Origin of the sequence: Mesorhizobium sp. M1182 (assembly GCF_040318335.1) — a bacterium.
Classification (GTDB): domain Bacteria; phylum Pseudomonadota; class Alphaproteobacteria; order Rhizobiales; family Rhizobiaceae; genus Mesorhizobium.
In genome coordinates, this window is the sequence record NZ_JAMYMD010000059.1 from 1 (window position 1) to 17,593 (window position 17,593).

Sequence of the window (17,593 nt, forward strand, 5' to 3'; positions counted from 1 at the left end):
CCTTTTCTTCCCCCCCCCGTGCCGCCCCCCTGGGGCCCCCCCGCCCCCCCCGGGCGCGCGGGTCGCCTTCCCCCCGGCTCCCGGCACAATCCCCCCCCCGCGGGGCCCCCGGGCGGCCCCCGCGCCCGTCTTTAGCCCCCCCGAAGTCTTGGCACCCCCCGAAAACGGCAATTCGAAATTCAGCGGTGCCATCACCGCACGTCCGTTGACAAGCTTGCCGTCGATGAGGTTCATCGGCGGCGAGCCGACGAAGCTTGCCACGTAGGTGTCGCGCGGATTGTTGTAGATCTCGTACGGCGTGCCGGTCTGGACGATGCGGCCATGGTTGAGCACGCCGACCTTGTCACCCATCGACATCGCCTCGATCTGATCGTGCGTCACGAACAGGAAGGTGGCGCCAAGCTGCATCTGCAGGTTCTTCAATTCGGTGCGCAGCGCTTCGCGCAATTTGGCGTCGAGCGCCGACAACGGCTCATCCATCAGGAATACCCTCGGCTTGCGCACGATGGCGCGGCCGATCGAGACGCGCTGCATCTCGCCGCCTGAAAGCCGGTCGGTCTTGCGGTCGAGTAGATGCTCGATCCGCAGCGTCCTGGCGGCGCGGTCGACGCGATCCTTGATCTCGGCATCGGGCAGCCGGCGGATTTTCGGCTTCAGCGGAAATTCGAGGTTTTGGCGTACGGTATAGCGCGGGTAGAGTGAATATTGCTGCAGCACCAGCGCCACGTCGCGCTCCGCCGCGCCCCAATCGGCGACATCGACGCCGTCGATCAAGACCTGACCTTCGCTCGGTTTTTCCAGGCCGGCAATCATGCGCAGCGTCGTCGTCTTGCCGGCGCCGGTCTCGCCGAGCAGGACGAAGAACTCGCCATCGGCGATGTCGAGATCGAGCCCGGTCAAGGCGGTGTGGTTGCCGAATTTCTTCGAGATGTTCTTGAGCTGGATGTGGGCCATCAGAGTCTCACTCCCAGCGATTTGCCGCTCGCCGTGTCGAAGAAATGCGCCTGGCCGGGATCGATTCTGACGAAGACTCTTTCGCCGGGGCCGCCGATGAAGCCGCTCTTGGTGCGCGCACGCAGCATCTTGGAGCCGACCTTGAGGTCGACGATGTCGAAGGAGCCGAGCGGCTCGACGATCTGCGTCTCCACCGGCAAGAACCCTTCGGCTGCTTCGCGGCGGACGAGGACGCCTTCCGGCCGGATGCCGAGCGCGAGTTGGCCGCCGGCATGGCCGTTGAGCTTCGACAGCAAGGCGCGCGGGAATTCGAAACCGGCGGCCGCATCGCCGACGGTGACCGAGGCCGACGAGGCTTTCTCGGTCACCGAAGCGTCGGCGACGTTCATCACCGGGCTGCCTACAAATTGCGCGACGAAAAGGTTCGCCGGATGCGAATAGACCTCGTCCGGCGAGCCAACCTGCTGCAGCACACCTTCATGCATGATGACGATGCGGTCGGCGAGGCTCATCGCCTCGATCTGGTCGTGGGTGACGTAGATGCTGGTCGAGCCCTGCTTGATGTGCAGCCGCTTGATCTCGGCCCGCATCTCCTCGCGCAGCTTGGCATCGAGCGCCCCGATCGGCTCGTCCATCAGCATCGCCTTCGGCCGCCGCACCAAGGCTCGGCCGATCGCCACGCGCTGCATGTCGCCGCCCGACAGCGCCGACGGTTTCTTGGCGAGGAGATCGCTGATCTGCAGCGTCTTGGCGACCGAGCGCACCTCGCTGTCGATCTCGGCCTTGCTCTTGCGCGTCGCCCTGAGCGGAAAGGCGATGTTCTCATAGACGCTCATATGCGGATAGAGCGAGAACGACTGGAAGACCATGGCGATATCGCGATCGGCGGCCTTGAGGTGCTGGACCGGCTTGCCGTCGATGAGGATGTCGCCGCCGTCGATCGTCTCCAGCCCGGCAATCGCCCTGAGCGTCGTCGTCTTCCCGCAGCCCGACTGGCCGAGCAGCACGATGAACTCGTTGTCGTCGATCTTCAGGTTGAGGTCCTTTATGACCTGCACGGCGCCGAAATATTTCTGGACGCCTCGAAGCTCGATCTGGGTCAATGCTGTGCCCCCGGATTTGCCCCTTGCCCGGTGCCGGCCTTCTCCTCCGGCGCGATCTTGGAGGTGATGTTGAAGCCGATCAGGCCGATCAGGATGATGGTCACGCCATAGCTGTGCAGCAGCATGTTCCACGGCTGGCAGAGCGCGATGATACCGAGCACCATCAGCACCTGGCTGCCCGGTTCGAGATATTTCTGGTTGATCTCGCGAAAGCTCATTTGCGGATCGCTCCAAACGACATGCCGCGCAACAGGTGATTACGGAGCAGGAAGGTGAAGATCGCGACCGGCAGCAGGAACAGGAAGGTTCCGGCGGCAATCACCGTCCAGTCCGGCAGGCCGGAACCGACCTGGCTGGGGATGAAGGGCGGTGCTGTCTGGGCACGGCGGCTGGTCATGATCAGTGCGAAGGCATATTCGTTCCACGCCGTGATAAAGCAGAACACGGCGGTGGCGGCGATGCCGGTGGCGGCCTCGGGCAGCACGATCTTGAAGAAGGCCTCCATGCGCGTATAGCCGTCGACGAGGGCCGCCTCCTCATACTCCTTGGGGATCTCGTCCATGAAGCCTTTCATCAGCCACACCGAGAAGGACAGGTTGAAGGCGGTGTAAAGGATGATCAGGCCGATATGGGAATCGTTGAGGCCGACCGCCCGGTACATCAGGAACATCGGAATGGCGACGACCACCGGCGGCAGCATGCGTGTCGACAGGATGAAGAACAGTAGGTCCGCCTCGCCTTTTACCTTGAAGCGCGAGAACCCATAGGCGGTGAAGGTGCCCATGCCGACGGCCAGGACGGTCGAGGTTATGGCAACGATCAGTGAGTTCATGAAACGGCTCGGATAGCCCGACCACTGCACCTGGCCCTTGCCGTCGCGCACGATCTTTTCGCCCCCATTGAAGACGACGCGCTCCCACCACGGCGCAGCCGCGTACTCCTCCGGCGACGGCGGGCTGCGCAGCTGCGAACGCTTGGTAAACAACTTGACGAAGGGCGATATCTCCGGCTGGAAAACCACCGTCGGCGGAATGGTGGTGGCGAGGTTGCGCGGCTTGAACGCCGTCGAGGCGATCCAGTAGATCGGCGCCAGGAAGATGATCGTCACCAGCAGGACAGCGACGATGGCGACCCGGTTGAAGGTGATTTCGGAAGAAGTGCGGACTGCGGCCATCTCAGCGCTCCTTCACCTTGTTGAGGTATTTGACATAGATGTTGGTGATCGCCAGCACCATGATTAGCACGATGTAGGCGAGCGCGCAGGAACGCCCGGTCTGCCATTCCTGGAACGCCATCTTGTAGAGCCGGATCGAGATCAGCTCGGCCGTCGGCTGGCTGGTCAGGATGTAGGCGAGGTCGAAGGTCTTGAACGCCTCCATGGTGCGGAAGATGACCGCGATCATCAGGATCGGCGCAACCAGCGGCAGCGTTATGCGGAAGAAGGTGTAGAACGGTCCGGCCCTGTCGATCGCGGCTGCCTCGTAGAGATGCTTGGGCACGGCCGACAGGCCGGCCAGCGACAACAGCATGACGAAGGGCGACCACATCCAGATGTCGGTCAGCGCAACCGCATAGAGCGCCATTTTCGGATTCGACAGCCATTCGAAGGTGCCGAGGCCGAGCGCATAATTGATGATGCCGAAGGACGGATCGTAGAGCAGCTTCCAGAACAGGCCGACGACGGCCATCGACAGCATCATCGGCAACAACAGGAGCGTCGTCAGCAGGCCCTTGAGCGGAATGTCGCGATTGAGCAGCATGGCAACGCCGAAGCCGACGAGCAGCTGGCCGGCGACCGAGATGATGACGTATTTTGCGGTGATGGCGAAGTTGGACCAGACATAGGGATCGCTGAGCAGGTCGCGATAGTTTTGCAGCCCGACGAAATTCGCCGCCGCGCTGGTCGAGGCGCGGAAATCGGTGAACGAATAGCCCAGCGAATAGATCAGCGGGAAGATGTTGAAGACGATCAGAAACAGGATCGTCGGGATGATGAAGAGATTGCGGATCGAAATGTCGCTTAGACCGCGAGCGGCGGCCCGCGAGGACCTGTCCAGCGTGGTGATCATCGTGGTCGCCAAGACCCTGCTCCCGGTTCAAGAATCAGAAAAAGAAACGGAGGAGGCACGAACGCCCCCTCCGTGAAACTTCATGCTTATTGGCCGCGGCCGTATTTCTTGAAGGTCGCGTTCCAGTCGGCTGCCAGTGCGTCCAGCGTCTCCTTGGCGGTGCCTTCGCCGCCGATCATGTAAGGATAGATGCGCTGGTTGAGCTGCTGCAGCAGTTCCGCATATTCCGGAACCGCCCAGAAGTCCTTGACCTTGAACATGGTCTCGTAGAACGCCTTGTTGTAGGGCGTGGCGTTCTGGAATTCGGGCGACTTGAGCACGGCGGCACTGCAGGTGTAGCCGCCAAGCGCTGCCCATTTCTTCTGGGTCTCGTCCTTGATGAACCATTCCAGGAACTTCGTCGCCTCTTCCTGCTTCTGCGAGTAGGAAACGATGGAGATGCCCTGACCGCCGAGTGCGGCGAACTGGTCGCCGCCAGGTCCGGCTGGATTGGCGAAGAAGCCGGTGTTCTTGGCGTTCGGGTTCGACGCCTCGTTGATCAACGAGGGGAAGAACGCGAAGTAGTTCATGCTCATCGCGGCCAGGTTTTCAGTGATCGCCTGGTTGTCCTCGACGAAGAACGACTTGGCCCAGCCCGGAGGCGTGAACTTGTAGAGTTCCTTGTAGGCGTCGAGCGCCGCGATCGCCTTGTCGGAGTTGATGAAGCCATCGACCTTGTAGGTCTTATAGTCACCCAGCTCGCCGCCAAAGGAGAACAGCGCGTTTTCGAAGCCCATCGCCATCGCGTCATAAGAATTGTCGGTGTAGATGGCGATGCCGTATTTTTTCTGGTCCGGCCGGTAGAAGAATTCGGCGATGTCGCGTAGCGCCTTGAAATCCTTCGGCACGTCGAGATCGTAGCCATACTTGGCCTTGAAGGCTTCCTTTTCCTTGGGGTCTTCGAACCAGTCCTTGCGATAGGACCAGCCGACGGCGTCGCCTTCGAGCGGAATGGCCCAGTACTTGCTGCTGCCGCCCGGATATTCGGCATAGTATTTCACCGTGGCCGGTGCCATCACTTCACCGACCTTGTGCTTGTTGAAGAAGTCGGTCAGGTCGACATAGTGGCCACCGGTCGAGCCAGCACCAAGCCATTGCGAGTCGCCGACGACCATATCGTAGGCGTCGCCATGGGCGTTGAACTCGGTGAAGGCCTTGGTCTGGAAGTCGGGCCACGGTGTGGTTTCCACCGTGATCTTGACGCCGGTTTCCTTCTCGTACTCGTTGCCGAGTTCCTGCAGGTAATTGGCCGGATCCCATTCCGCCCAGAAGATTGTAAGTTCCTTTTCCTGCGCGTAGACGGACGTTCCGCAGGCGAGCACTAGGCCGATACCAGCAAGCAAGCTGGTCATTGTCTTGCGCATAATGATTTCCTCCCTTGTGCGCATTCTACCGTTCATGAGAACCGGCATCGAGGCCGGCCCTGGTAGTCCTCCCGTGACGGCACCGTTTCGGTCTGTGAGCCTCCTCGCTCGACCGAAACGGATCTCAGCCTTCACCTTTGATCCGCTTTATTTGTCCTGATCTGGTATTACCAATTTAAGAGGAACGTCAAGCCCTTTCTTGGACGGTGGCGGACACGCAGACAAGTTGGCTTCTGCGATATCTGCCTGTTTTCCCTGAATTTTCCTACTCCTTGATACATGAATGCCTTACTTGGGCCGCTGCATCGCTAGTAGCATGAATAGCCAGGTTGAAAATCTGGTCGAACCAGATTGGCGTCATCTCACGGCGGTCATCGGCGCGATCCCATCTCCTTCAATCATCGATTCGGTCATAGCCGCGCGCACAAGAGCGCCGGCCGCCCATTGCGCAACCGACATCATACTGCGGCTATCCAATCCCCATATATCCTTTAAAACGATCAGCACCTCAACACCGAAGATCAATGACAGCGCCTGCGCGAGCCGCTTGAATTCGCGCGGCGGCAACCGGCCTTTGAGTGGCGCGATCGCATCTTTCAAGAGATCGACGCGATGGCCGCGGGTGAAGGCAGGTTCGCCGTCAAGCGTGCCTGCCTGTCGCTGCGCCCACTGGTCGAGCGACAGTTTCAGCGCCGCCTTGAACGTCGCTTCGAAGACCTCGATGCGCGGCATGGCGGTCTCGAACAGCTCGGCGACCCGGCGCTCGGGATCGGCAGAGCTCGATTTCCACGTAAGGATCGGCCCAAGCCCCTCATCGACCACCGCCTGCACCAACGCCGCCTGGCTCGGAAAATACCGATAGGCGGTGGCGCGCGAGACCTCCGCTGCCTCCGCCACCTCGCTGACGGAGGGCGTGGCGCCCGCCTGCATCAGCTTTGTCGCCGTCTCCAGCATGAGACGCCTGGTGCGCGCGCGGGCCCCGCGCTCTACCTGGGGGTTCGGCCCTTGGCTGGCATCGTCGTCGATTGCCGCCTGTTGACGTGAGACATTCATGTCAATACGATACGCGTGTCTCAAAAAATTGCAATGGTCCTTCGCGCCGTCGAACGGCCGGACAAAAAGGGGCGGCAGCGCCGAACACGCCCAAGACCGGGGAAACGCGATGAAGCGCATCTATGTGGTGGGCACCGCCGACACCAAGGGCGAGGAACTCGCGTTTCTGGCCGATGCGGTCGCCGCTACCGGCGCTTCGATTGCCCGTGTCGACATCGGAACACGCGGCGCGACCGCGCCGGTCGATGTTTCGGCAGACGAGGTCGCCAGCCACCATTCCGAGGGTCGCAATGCCGTACTCGGCGTCGACGATCGCGGCACCGCGGTGGCGGCGATGGCTGCCGCCTTTGCCCGGTTTGTCCAGTCGCGCAGCGATATTGCCGGGATTATCGGCATTGGCGGCGGTGGCGGCACTTCGATCATCACCGCAGGCATGCGCACGCTGCCGCTCGGTCTGCCCAAGATCATGGTTTCGACGTTGGCCTCGGGTGACACCGCGCCTTACGTCGACGTCTCCGACATCGTCATGATGCCGTCGGTGACCGACATGGCCGGCCTCAACCGGCTTTCGCGTGTCGTGCTGCACAATGCCGCCCAGGCGATATCAGGCATGGCGACAAAGCCGGCGCCGCCGCCCGACGGCAAACCGTCGCTCGGCCTCACCATGTTCGGCGTCACCACGCCATGCGTGACCGCGATCGCCGATGAGCTTCGTTCGACTTATGACTGCATGGTCTTTCATGCCACCGGCACCGGCGGCCGCACCATGGAAAAATTGGCCGACAGCGGCCTGTTGTCCGGCGTCATCGACATCACAACGACCGAAGTCTGCGACTTGCTGTTTGGCGGCGTGCTGCCGGCGACCGAGGATCGCTTTGGCGCCATCGCCCGCACCGGGCTGCCTTATGTCGGCTCGGTCGGCGCGCTCGACATGGTCAATTTCTGGGCGCCGCCGACAATTCCGGAACGCTATCGCGGCCGGCTGTTCTATGAGCACAATCCAAACGTCACACTGATGCGCACCACTGCCGACGAAAGCAGAACGATCGGCGAATGGATCGGTGCAAGGCTGAGCCTCTGCCAGGGTCCGGTTCGTTTCCTCATTCCGGAGAAAGGCGTGTCGGCGCTCGACATTGAAGGCGGCGCCTTCTTCGACCCTGAAGCCGATGCCGCTTTGTTCGAGGCGATCGAGCGTACCATCAAACCCGCCAAAACGCGGCGCGTGCTGCGTTTGCCGCTTCATATCAACGACCCCGAATTCGCCTGGGCTGCCACAACGGCCTTCCTCGACATCGCCAGACAGTGAGACACCAAGACATGGCCGCCATACCGCGCAAGAAAATCCTGGAGAAATTCCGCAAGATGATCGCGGACGGCGTGCCGATCGTCGGCGGCGGTGCCGGCACCGGCCTGTCGGCCAAGGCAGAGGAAGCCGGCGGCATCGACCTGATCATCATCTACAATTCGGGCCGCTACCGCATGGCCGGGCGCGGCTCGGCCGCCGGCCTGCTCGCCTATGGTAACGCCAACGAGATCGTCAAGGAAATGGCCTACGAAGTGCTGCCGGTAGTGAAGAAGACGCCGGTGCTGGCCGGCGTCAACGGCACCGATCCCTTCGTCATCATGCCGCTGCTTTTGGCCGAGTTGAAGACGATGGGTTTTTCCGGTGTGCAGAACTTTCCGACTATCGGCCTGTTCGACGGCCAGATGCGGCAGAGTTTTGAAGAAACCGGCATGGGCTTCGGGCTCGAGGTCGACATGATCGCCGAGGCTCACAAACTCGACCTGTTGACCACGCCCTATGTCTTCAACGCAGACGAGGCGCGCGCCATGACAACAGCTGGCGCCGACATCGTCGTCGCCCATATGGGGGTGACCACCGGCGGCTCGATTGGCGCGACATCGGCTAAATCGCTGGACGACTGTGTGAGCGAGATCGACGCCATCGCCAAAGCGGCACGCTCAGTGCGCGAGGATATGATCCTGCTTTGCCATGGCGGGCCGATCTCGATGCCGGACGACGCCAGATATGTTCTCGAGCGCTGCAAGGGCCTGCACGGGTTCTATGGCGCCAGTTCGATGGAGCGGCTGCCGGCGGAAGCCTCAATCGCCAGGCAGACGGCGGATTTCAAGGCGGTCACGTTCGGCGCTGCGTAGAGACCAGCAAACAGAAGGGTGGAACGATGACGGAGAACAGCAAGGTATTCGTATATCCAAAAGACGTCAGCGCCTTCGGCTTCGACTGGGGCAGGCTGTCGCTGACGGTCGCTCCCGAAGTGAACGGCGCAAAGCGATTTTCCGGTGGTGTCGTCGACCTACCGTCAGGCAAAGGCCATACGCGTCATAACCATCCGGGTGCGGAGGAGATCATCTTTGTCATCTCAGGCAATGGCGAGCAGATGGTCGAAGACGAGAAAGGCAACCCGGTCGTCGAGAAAGTCGGCCCCGGCTGCACCATCTATGTGCCGGAAAGCCGCTTCCACTCGACGCTCAATACCGGCGATGCGGGCATGCAGCTTTTCGTCGTCTATTCGCCGGCAGGGCCGGAACTGGCATTGCGGGAGTTGCCGGATTTCAGGTTGATCCCGCCGGGCAGATAATGTCACAGGCTGAGGCCAATCTTCATCGCACGAGCGACCCTTGCTAGGTTGTTAGTATCGCTTCCCAGAGCGAGCCTATCCGGCAAAGTGGGGACATCGCGCTCTGATCGGAAAGCATCCGGCGAAGGTAAGCGCGCCACCCAGTAGGACAAACAGTTTTCCGCTGCCTCCGGACCAAGCTGCCAGAGTACAAATCGAACAGCATTTTCAGGGAACATGAAGCCCGGAACTTCAGAACATGCGACCTGTTCGGCTAGTTTGCGCGGAACGTCGAAACGTTCGAAGAGCGGCAGGACAGTCGTTTGGATGTTGGCAACGATGTTCGCGATTTCAGCCTGGCGGGTATGCGGGTTTGCGATGTTCCATGTCCGCTCGTCCCACTCCTTTATTGCCTTGCTGTAGACCGACGCATGCACGACGAGTTCGACGTACTCGCCGCCGACGTTCAGATAGTTTGATTGAAAGGAGATTTTGAATGCCCAGTCGCCGGCCCGACGACTCGCATGAGGACCGGTTTTCGCAAAGCGGAACCCAATCGGTTCGAACTCCATGGAGATCTGCTCGCACCCGTCGATAAAGACCTGCTTGGGCAGTTCGCGTTCCATATCGGCAAATGCTCGCTGGTGTGACCAATTGTTTGCTCGAACGAGGTAATCTCAAGAACGGGCTAGGTACCAGCGCCTAAGCCGCCCCCGCCTCTGTTCCAGCCCCGGCCCCGATCGCCGAACATGACGTAGCCGGCATCGGTCACCGCCACCGTGTCCTCCAGCTTGATGAAGCCGCGCGTCGGGTGGAGCATGGTCGTCTCGACCGAAAGCACCATGTTCTTCTCCAGCGGCTTTGCGGCATAGGTGCCTTCATATGTCACCGGATGGTTGGTCATCAGGAACGGCGCTTCATGCGTGATCAGCCCCATGCCATGCGCGAAAAAATCAGTATAGGCCGCAACCTTGGATTTCTTCAGAACGCCTTCGGCATGAGAAATCATGTCACCGCCCAGCGTGCCCGCCTTGACCTTGGAGAAGGCCGCCTGCTGCACTGTCTCGATCTCGGCCAGCAGATCCTCGAGTTCGGCGTCAGGGTCGCCCAGCACGCCCATGCGGCAAAGATCGCCGATATAGCCGTGGTAGTTGCCCCCGGAATCGATCGACATCACTTCGCCCCGTTTCCACGCCTGCGGCGAGGCTGCGCGGTTGTGGCTGGAGCCTAGCGTCAACAGGCAATATTCGAAATGCGCGCCGCGATTGGTCTCCTCGCGCCTGAGATGTTCGATGATCTCGCTCTTTGTCGTGCCTTCGCGTGCCCAGCCGATGGTCGCCAGCATGGAATCGGTGATCAGCTCCGAAGCGATGCGCAGCTTTTCCAGCTCCGCCTCGGTTTTGATTGCCCGCATGCGCTCCAGCATATCAGTCGCATCGATCAGCTTGGCATCCGGCAGCGCGTTGCGGATCAGCATATAGGCGTCGGACGGCAGGAAGGCGGGCTCGATGCCGATGTGGGCATTGCCCTTGGTGATCTTTCGCAAATGCTCGACCGCCAGATTGGCGGCATCGAGCGTACCCCAGCAGGCGGCATGCAGTGTCGGCGTCCAGAATGGATGATTCTGGTGCTCGCCGCCTTCCATGCGGTTGCCGATGTAGGCGGCATGCTCCGGCCCACCTTTCTCATAGACGACGAAAGGCAGATAACGGCTGTGGCCGATTGCATCCATGGCGGCGAAGAAGATGAACTTGTAGCCGCCAAGCAGATATTGCGTGTTGTGCTTGGAGGTGGCGAGCAGCACGTCGATGCCGGCCTCCTCCATCAGCCCGTCCACCCTGGCCTGGTCGAACGGCACGCTGCCGACGGCATTCTTGCCTGGGGCAATGTTCATGTCTCTCTCCCTGAAATCCCTTAGCCGGCCGCTCGCCGGCACCGGCTTTTCCGGCTCTGAACCTCGGCTATGCTTAAATCTGCATCATTTTGCCCGATCTGGTCCAGCCAGAACGGGCGAACCAGCCCCAAAAGCTGCTCCACCTGCTGCACTTTACCCCAGCCTGGTCCTGCTAGAACCGCGCGTCGAACCGTTTTCTGTACAACTGGTCCAGCGGACGGAAATTTCAAAGCCACGTAGAGATGCGCCAATTCCGTCTTTGGCGAAACCCCGCACAAGGCCCATAATCAGCTTTGCAGGATGCTTACGAGCGTCCGAGGGGTACGGCGGACCCGGCTGGGTCCGCGGAGAGGACGGAGTTCGATCATGCCAGAGTTCACCATTTCCAGACGTACAATGCTGGCCGGTTCGGCGTTGCTGTTGGCCTCCACCGCCATGCCGACGATCGGCTCGGCGCAGACGCCGAGAAAGGGCGGACGACTGGTTGTCGCTGCCGATTCCGAGCCGCGCAATCTCAATCCGGCGATTGTCGCCTCGAACGGCGTCTTCTTCATCTCGAGCAAGATCGTGGAAACCTTGGCCGAGGCCTCCTTCGGCGGCAAGGATGGGCTCGATCCGCGGCTGGCGCTCAGCTGGGAAGGTGCCGCCGACGGCCTGTCGCTGACGTTCAAACTGCGCGAGGGCGTCAAATGGCATGATGGGAAGCCATTCACCTCAGCCGATGTCGCCTTCTCGGCGCTGCAGGTCTGGAAGCCGCTGCAGAATCTCGGCCGCACCGTGTTCAAGGATCTGGAGGCCGTCGACACGCCGGACGAAACCACCGCCGTGTTCAAATTCGCCAAGCCGACACCGTTCCAGCTGATCCGCAACGCCTTGCCGGCGCTGAGCAGCGTGGTGCCCAAGCACATCTACGAGACCGGAAAGATCGAGGACAACCCGGCCAACAACGCCCCGGTCGGCACCGGACCGTTCAAATTTGCCGAACACAAGCCCGGCGAATATTACCGGCTGGAGAAGAACACCGACTATTGGGGCAAGGACGAGCCCTATCTCGACGAGATCATCTATCAGGTGCTGCCGGACCGCACGTCGGCGGCCAGCGCCCTGGAAGCCGAAGAGATCCAGCTCGCCGCCTTCTCCGCCGTGCCCCTGGCCGATCTCGACCGCATCTCCAAAGTGCCCGGTCTCAAGGTGATCACCAAGGGTTATGAAGGGCTGACCTACCAGCTCGTCGTCGAGATCAATCATCGCCGCAAGGAGTTGGCCGACCTGAAAGTACGCCAGGCGATCGCTCACGCCATCGACAAGGATTTCGTCGTCGAGACGGTATTCCTTGGCTATGCCGCCACCGCCACTGGCCCGGTGCCGAAAAACGACCCGCAATTCTACACCGCCGACGTGCCGACCTACGCTTTCGACGTCGCCAAGGCCAATGCCTTGCTTGACGAGGCCGGCTACAGCCGGGGCGATGACGGCAAGCGCTTTTCATTGAGATTGCTGCCGGCGCCTTACTTCAACGAAACCAAGCAGTTCGGCGACTATCTGCGCCAGGCGCTCGCCGTCATTGGCATCGACGCCCAGCTGGTCAACAACGACTCTGCCGCGCACATCAAGGCGGTTTACACCGACCACGCCTTCGACCTTGCGGTCGGGCCGCCGGTGTTCCGCGGCGATCCGGCGATCTCGACCACCATCCTGGTGCAGAGCGGTATTCCCGACGGCGTGCCCTTCTCCAACCAGGGTGGCTACAAGAATGCCGATCTCGACGCCCTGATCGCCAAGGCATCGGAGACGCTCGACACCGCCGCCCGCACCGAACTCTACAAGGAGTTCCAGAGAAAAGTTGCCGCCGACCTGCCGCTGATCAACGTCGCCGAATGGAGTTTCATCAGCGTCGCCCGCGATACGGTCAACAACATCGCCAACAACCCGCGCTGGGCGGTATCGAACTGGGCGGACACTTGGCTGGAGGCTTAGGCAGGTCGGCTCAAGACTTGCACATCGCCTATGTGGGTGCTCAGCTTCGGCTATGAGAGTTCCTTCGCGCCCCCCTCTGTCCTGCCGGACATCTCCCCCACGAGGGGGGAGATCGGCTGTCATTGTCGCTTTCGCCAATCTCCAGCGTTGCAAGACGGCCGGCATCGCCGAAACTGCCAATCTCCCTCCTTGTGGGGGAGATGTCCGGCAGGACAGAGGGGGGCGCCGTAAAGCGCGGCACGGAAGACTTGGCTCTCCTATCGGCGTTGCGCCATGACCCGCGCCGTCATCCTCCTTCGCCGCCGTCTCGTCGGCAGCATCTTCGTGCTGCTGATTGTCGTCATCGGCACGTTCCTGTTGCTCGAAGCCGCTCCCGGCGATGCGGTCGATGCCTACATTGTCTCGACCGGTGGCGACGCCGGCATGATCGAGCTGTTGCGTCACCGCTGGGGGCTCGACCAGTCGGAGCTGACGCGGCTGGCCAATTATCTTTGGGCGCTGCTGCATCTCGATCTCGGCCAATCGGTCAGCTTTTCGCGGCCGATCCGCGATGTCATCCTCGAGCGCCTGCCCAACACGCTGCTGTTGATGGGGAGCGCCACGGCGCTCTCCTTCGGCCTCGGCTCGGCTCTCGGCATCTATGTCGGCGCCAGTCCCGGCAGCTTCCGCGATCGTTTCCTGTCCATCGGTTCGCTGGCGCTCTATGCCGTGCCGGGCTTCTGGCTCGGGCTTGTGCTGATCATTGTCTTCGCCGTCGACCTGCGCTGGTTTCCGATCGGCGGCATCGAGAGTATCGCCTCGGCCAAGAGCGGCCTCGATCGCGCCGCCGACATCGCCCGCCATCTCGTCCTGCCGGTTTCGGCGCTCGGCTTCATTTATCTCGCGCTCTATCTGCGCATGATGCGCGCCGGCATGGCCGAGGTGTGGCGGCAGGACTTTGTGCTGGCCGCCCGTGCCAGGGGACTTTCCCGCCGTCGCATCGTGCTCGCTCACGTCGCCCGTAACGCGCTGTTGCCGCTGGTCACCATGTTCGGCCTGCAGTCGGCGCAAATGCTGGGCGGCAGCGTCGTCATCGAGAGCGTCTTTTCCGTCCCCGGCCTCGGCCGGCTGGCGCAGGAAGCGGTGGCCGCGCGGGATACCCCACTACTGCTCGGCATTATTCTCACCAGCGCTGTCCTGGTCGTCATCATCAACCTTCTCGTCGACATCGCCTACGCCTTCCTCGATCCGCGCGTCGGCGCCAGTGAGGCCGGCGCGTGAGCCCGCTTCGCCGCTTTCTCCGGACCCCGGAAGCGATCGCCGGCGCGGTCATCCTGGCGGCGCTGTTTGCCGTCGCGCTTGCCGCACCTTTGTTCTTTCCCGGCGATCCGCAGGCGATTGCCGGGCCGGCGTTGCTGCCGCCGTTCCAGGACTGGTCGTTGCCACTCGGCACCGACCGCCTCGGCCGCAACGTGCTTGCCGAGCTTTTCCACGGCGCCCGCACCTCGCTGGCGGTCGGGCTGGCAGCAGCCGCCGCCGCCCTTGCCGTCGGTGCCGTGATCGGCACGTTGGCCGGCTTTGCCGGCGGTCTTGTCGACGAGATGCTGATGCGCATCACCGACGCTTTCCAGACCGTCCCAGCCTTTCTGCTGGCTTTGGCTTTCGTCAGCATCGTCGGGCCGTCGCTCGGCGTCATCGTCGCTGCGATCGCGCTGGGCGCCTGGACCGGACCGGCACGCGTGGCGCGCGCCGAAGTGCTGTCGATCCGCGAGCGCGATTTTGTTGCCGGCGCCCGCGTCATCGGCATGCATCCGCTGGAGATCGCCTTTCGCGAGGTGCTCCCCAATGCGCTGCCGCCGGTAATGGCTTTGTCGTCGGTGATCGTCGCCGCGGCGATTCTCACCGAAGCGGCATTGTCCTTCCTCGGCCTTGGCGACCCCAACCGCGTAACCTGGGGCGGCATGATCGCCGAAGGCCGCGCCGTGCTGCGCACCGCGCCCTTCCTGTCGATCATTCCGGGCGTAGCGCTCGTGCTGACCGTGCTCGGCGTCTATCTCACCGGCGAAGGCGTCGTCGAGACCACGGCGATGAGGAGGAGCCTGTCGTGACGGCGCTTGCTTCGATTCGCAGTCTGACGGTGACCTATCGCCGCGACGGCGCCGAGGTGGCGGCGCTAAAGAATGTCAGCCTCGACATCCCCGCCGGCGAGCGCTTTGCCATCATCGGCGAGAGCGGTTCCGGCAAGAGCACGCTGGCGCTAGCCATTGCCGGGCTGCTGCCGGCCACTGCCAAGATCGAAGGCCGTATCGATTGGCTCCTGCGCCCGCCACCAATGTTTGGTGCCAAGGCACCTGCCGGTCTTCGCGACCATGCTCCAATCGGTGGCCGTGACATCGGCTTTATTTTCCAGGACCCATCCGCAAGTCTCGATCCGGTGATGCCAATAGGCAAGCAGATCGCGGAAGTCGCCTACACCCATCTCGGCCTCAGTTGGCGAGACGCCTATGCCAAGGCAAAAACCCTGCTCGAACGGGTCCGTCTGCCCGACCCCGATGTCGCTTTGCGTGCCTTTCCACATCAGCTCTCCGGCGGCCAGAAGCAGCGCGTGGCGATCGCCGCAGCGATTGCGGCCGGGCCGAAACTGCTGGTCGCCGACGAGGCGACCAGTGCGCTGGACACCATCGTGCAGGCCGAGATTGTCGGGCTGATCCGGCGACTGGTGGCCGAGGACGGTATGACGCTGCTGTTCATCAGCCACGACATTGCGCTGGCCGCTGAGCTTGCAGAGCGCATAGCGGTGTTCCGGCATGGCGAGCTGCTCGAGCTCGATTCGACAGCCCAAATCGTCAATGCGCCGCGTCACGCATACACTCGTGTGCTGCTTGACGCTCATCTCGGCTTCGACGCCGAGCCGCTGTTGCGGCGAACATGACCAGTCCGCTGCTCGCCGTTTCCGGCCTGACCAAACGATACAGTCGCGGCGGCAAGACCATCGCCGCGGTCGACGACGTTTCCTTCCACATCGACCCCGGCGAGACGCTGGCGCTGGCCGGACCTTCCGGCAGCGGCAAGTCGACGATAGCTCGTCTAGTGCTCCGGCTCGTCGAATTCGATACCGGCAGTATCGAATTTGAAGGCAGCGATTTCCTGTCGCTGAACGGCGCTGCCTTGCGCGGCCGGCGCGCCCGTCTTCAGATGGTGTTTCAGGATCCGCTCGCCGCCTTGAACCCACGCGCCACAGTCGCGCGTGTGCTCGACGACCCTCTGCGCATCCATCACATTGCCTCCGGCCCCGAGCGCCCGCGCCGAATTGCAGCTCTGCTGGAACGCGTCGGCCTCAGCCCCGGTCTCGCCGGCCGCGCCATTCACGAGATTTCCGGCGGCCAACGCCAGCGCGTTGCAATCGCCCGCGCCATTGCCACGAAACCGTCGCTGATCGTGCTCGACGAGGCCGTGTCGGCGCTCGACGTTTCGGTTCGCGCGCAGATCCTGCAACTGCTGCTCGATCTTCAACGCGAGGAGCGCATCGCCTATCTGTTCATTTCGCACGATCTCGGCGTCGTCCGTGCCATCGCCCACCGCATGGCCATTCTGGACGCCGGGCGAATTGCCGAGAGCGGCGATGCCCGCAGCGTCATCGACGCGCCGCAATCCGCGATCGGCAAGGCGCTGGTGGCGGCAGCGCCAAGACTGTCAAGGATCGAACAGGACGCATCATGACCGACGCCGAAGCCCGAGCCGAAAAACTGTCGCGCGAACTCGATTCCGCCTTCCGCAACCGTGCCGATCTCTATCGTCTGTTGCTCGACGAGCTGACCGCGGAAGTTGGCGCGGAAAAGGCTGAGGCGATCATGATCCGCACCATCGAACGGCGAGGCAGGGAGGTTGCGGCGGCGGCCTTCGCCGATTTCGGCCCCAACGACGCACCGGCGATCGGCGAGGCGTTCCTGGCCGTCAGCCCGGATGGCGGCCGCATGTATCCGACCGATGTCGAACGCGGCCCGGACCGCATCGCCTTCAGGGTCAGGCGCTGCCCGCTGAAGGACGCCTGGGTCGAAGCCGGCATCGATGACGAGAAGCTCGCCACGCTCTGCCGCATCGCCGGCGCCTTCGATCGCGGCCTGTTCGAGGCCACCGGAGTGCGCTTCGACAACGTCACCTGGACGGCGGGCCACGGTTCCGGCTGCTGCCACATCGCCTTGACCAACCGCGATGCCGGTTAGAGCTGCAGCTCGAGCCATGTCGGCGAAGAAGTAGAGTTCCGTTCCGTTGGGCAGCACGGAGCCAAACACCCCGGCGCCATAAGGCAAGCGGGGATTTTGATGTGTGCATTGCAAGGAATTCGTGCGGACAGTATCCGCCTCGGTGTCCCGCTGTGTCGGCTTCGTTGCTAAGTGTCCGGGTTGCTAAGTGTCCGGCCGGAGACGTCTTTGTGGGTTCATGGTTGTGGCCTCGAGCCACGGCAATCAAATCAATCCGAGATTCTGTCGGATTGCGGATACCCTCCGGCGAAGGCCGCCTTGCGAGAGGACGGCACGGTAGCGAGGCTGCGCTCTTAAGGTCGCCCTTACGAGCGAAGTTA

At 62.3% G+C, this 17,593-nt stretch carries 18 protein-coding genes; 9 read left to right on the top strand and 9 right to left on the bottom strand.

Annotated elements, in window-relative coordinates; all coding sequences use genetic code 11:
• The 7 genes from NKH33_RS32465 to NKH33_RS32495 all read right to left on the bottom strand — a co-directional run.
• Positions 1-954 (bottom strand): ABC transporter ATP-binding protein (locus NKH33_RS32465; RefSeq protein WP_352923605.1); only part of this gene is annotated, 954 nt, incomplete at its 3' end.
• Positions 954-2,057, bottom strand: a complete 1,104-nt coding sequence (locus tag NKH33_RS32470; RefSeq protein WP_352474867.1) for an ABC transporter ATP-binding protein — start codon at positions 2,055-2,057, stop codon at positions 954-956. The genes NKH33_RS32465 and NKH33_RS32470, both read right to left, overlap by 1 nt.
• A complete protein-coding gene (locus tag NKH33_RS32475) occupies positions 2,054-2,275 on the bottom strand; it encodes a hypothetical protein (protein ID WP_352474866.1) in 222 nt (73 codons plus the stop codon). Before NKH33_RS32475 ends, NKH33_RS32470 begins: the two co-directional genes overlap by 4 nt.
• Positions 2,272-3,231: a carbohydrate ABC transporter permease gene (locus tag NKH33_RS32480; protein ID WP_292661213.1), complete on the bottom strand. Its 960-nt coding sequence runs from the start codon at positions 3,229-3,231 to the stop codon at positions 2,272-2,274. Before NKH33_RS32480 ends, NKH33_RS32475 begins: the two co-directional genes overlap by 4 nt.
• Before the next feature lies 1 nt (position 3,232).
• The gene (locus tag NKH33_RS32485) at positions 3,233-4,138 is read right to left on the bottom strand and encodes a carbohydrate ABC transporter permease (RefSeq protein WP_254816733.1); all 906 of its coding nucleotides are present in this window, start codon (positions 4,136-4,138) and stop codon (positions 3,233-3,235) included.
• Between the two features lie 74 nt (positions 4,139-4,212).
• Positions 4,213-5,529, bottom strand: a complete 1,317-nt coding sequence (locus NKH33_RS32490) for an ABC transporter substrate-binding protein (protein ID WP_352448404.1) — start codon at positions 5,527-5,529, stop codon at positions 4,213-4,215.
• 357 nt (positions 5,530-5,886) lie between these two features.
• Complete coding sequence (locus tag NKH33_RS32495) at positions 5,887-6,582, bottom strand: TetR/AcrR family transcriptional regulator (protein ID WP_502896450.1); 696 nt, start codon at positions 6,580-6,582, stop codon at positions 5,887-5,889.
• Between the two features lie 109 nt (positions 6,583-6,691).
• Here NKH33_RS32495 and NKH33_RS32500 point away from each other — a divergent pair, with 109 nt between their 5' ends.
• From NKH33_RS32500 to NKH33_RS32510, 3 genes are read left to right on the top strand one after another with little or no spacing between them, the layout of a single operon-like run.
• Positions 6,692-7,888, top strand: coding sequence for a Tm-1-like ATP-binding domain-containing protein (locus NKH33_RS32500; RefSeq protein ID WP_352474865.1), 1,197 nt, complete (start codon positions 6,692-6,694; stop codon positions 7,886-7,888).
• 11 nt (positions 7,889-7,899) lie between these two features.
• Positions 7,900-8,739 carry a phosphoenolpyruvate hydrolase family protein gene (locus NKH33_RS32505; protein ID WP_352474864.1) on the top strand — a complete coding sequence of 280 codons (840 nt, stop codon included), beginning with the start codon at positions 7,900-7,902 and terminating at the stop codon, positions 8,737-8,739.
• Between the two features lie 26 nt (positions 8,740-8,765).
• Entirely contained in the window at positions 8,766-9,182 is a 417-nt protein-coding gene (locus tag NKH33_RS32510) for a cupin domain-containing protein (RefSeq protein ID WP_352474863.1), read from the top strand.
• Positions 9,183-9,184: 2 nt separating this feature from the next.
• Here the strand turns inward: NKH33_RS32510 and NKH33_RS32515 are convergent, their stop codons facing one another.
• Together NKH33_RS32515 and NKH33_RS32520 are read right to left on the bottom strand one after the other, a co-directional pair.
• Positions 9,185-9,787, bottom strand: a complete 603-nt coding sequence (locus tag NKH33_RS32515) for a hypothetical protein (protein WP_352474862.1) — start codon at positions 9,785-9,787, stop codon at positions 9,185-9,187.
• Positions 9,788-9,849: 62 nt separating this feature from the next.
• Positions 9,850-11,055 (bottom strand): M24 family metallopeptidase, encoded by a 1,206-nt coding sequence (locus tag NKH33_RS32520; RefSeq protein ID WP_352474861.1) that lies wholly within the window; start codon positions 11,053-11,055, stop codon positions 9,850-9,852.
• Between the two features lie 366 nt (positions 11,056-11,421).
• On the opposite strand from NKH33_RS32520, the gene NKH33_RS32525 reads away from it, so the two are divergent.
• The 6 genes from NKH33_RS32525 to NKH33_RS32550 all read left to right on the top strand — a co-directional run bounded on the left by NKH33_RS32525 (position 11,422) and on the right by NKH33_RS32550 (position 17,234).
• Positions 11,422-13,032, top strand: a complete 1,611-nt coding sequence (locus NKH33_RS32525) for an ABC transporter substrate-binding protein (protein WP_352474860.1) — start codon at positions 11,422-11,424, stop codon at positions 13,030-13,032.
• Positions 13,033-13,305: 273 nt separating this feature from the next.
• Positions 13,306-14,292 carry an ABC transporter permease gene (locus NKH33_RS32530; RefSeq protein WP_352474859.1) on the top strand — a complete coding sequence of 329 codons (987 nt, stop codon included), beginning with the start codon at positions 13,306-13,308 and terminating at the stop codon, positions 14,290-14,292.
• A complete protein-coding gene (locus NKH33_RS32535) occupies positions 14,289-15,119 on the top strand; it encodes an ABC transporter permease (RefSeq protein WP_352448411.1) in 831 nt (276 codons plus the stop codon). Before NKH33_RS32530 ends, NKH33_RS32535 begins: the two co-directional genes overlap by 4 nt.
• Positions 15,116-15,943: an ABC transporter ATP-binding protein gene (locus tag NKH33_RS32540; protein WP_352474857.1), complete on the top strand. Its 828-nt coding sequence runs from the start codon at positions 15,116-15,118 to the stop codon at positions 15,941-15,943. The genes NKH33_RS32535 and NKH33_RS32540 overlap by 4 nt, the downstream gene beginning before the upstream one ends.
• Positions 15,940-16,731 (top strand): ATP-binding cassette domain-containing protein, encoded by a 792-nt coding sequence (locus tag NKH33_RS32545; RefSeq protein ID WP_352474856.1) that lies wholly within the window; start codon positions 15,940-15,942, stop codon positions 16,729-16,731. The genes NKH33_RS32540 and NKH33_RS32545 overlap by 4 nt, the downstream gene beginning before the upstream one ends.
• A complete protein-coding gene (locus tag NKH33_RS32550; protein ID WP_352474855.1) occupies positions 16,728-17,234 on the top strand; it encodes an L-2-amino-thiazoline-4-carboxylic acid hydrolase in 507 nt (168 codons plus the stop codon). Before NKH33_RS32545 ends, NKH33_RS32550 begins: the two co-directional genes overlap by 4 nt.
• The last annotated feature ends 359 nt before the right edge of the window (positions 17,235-17,593 follow it).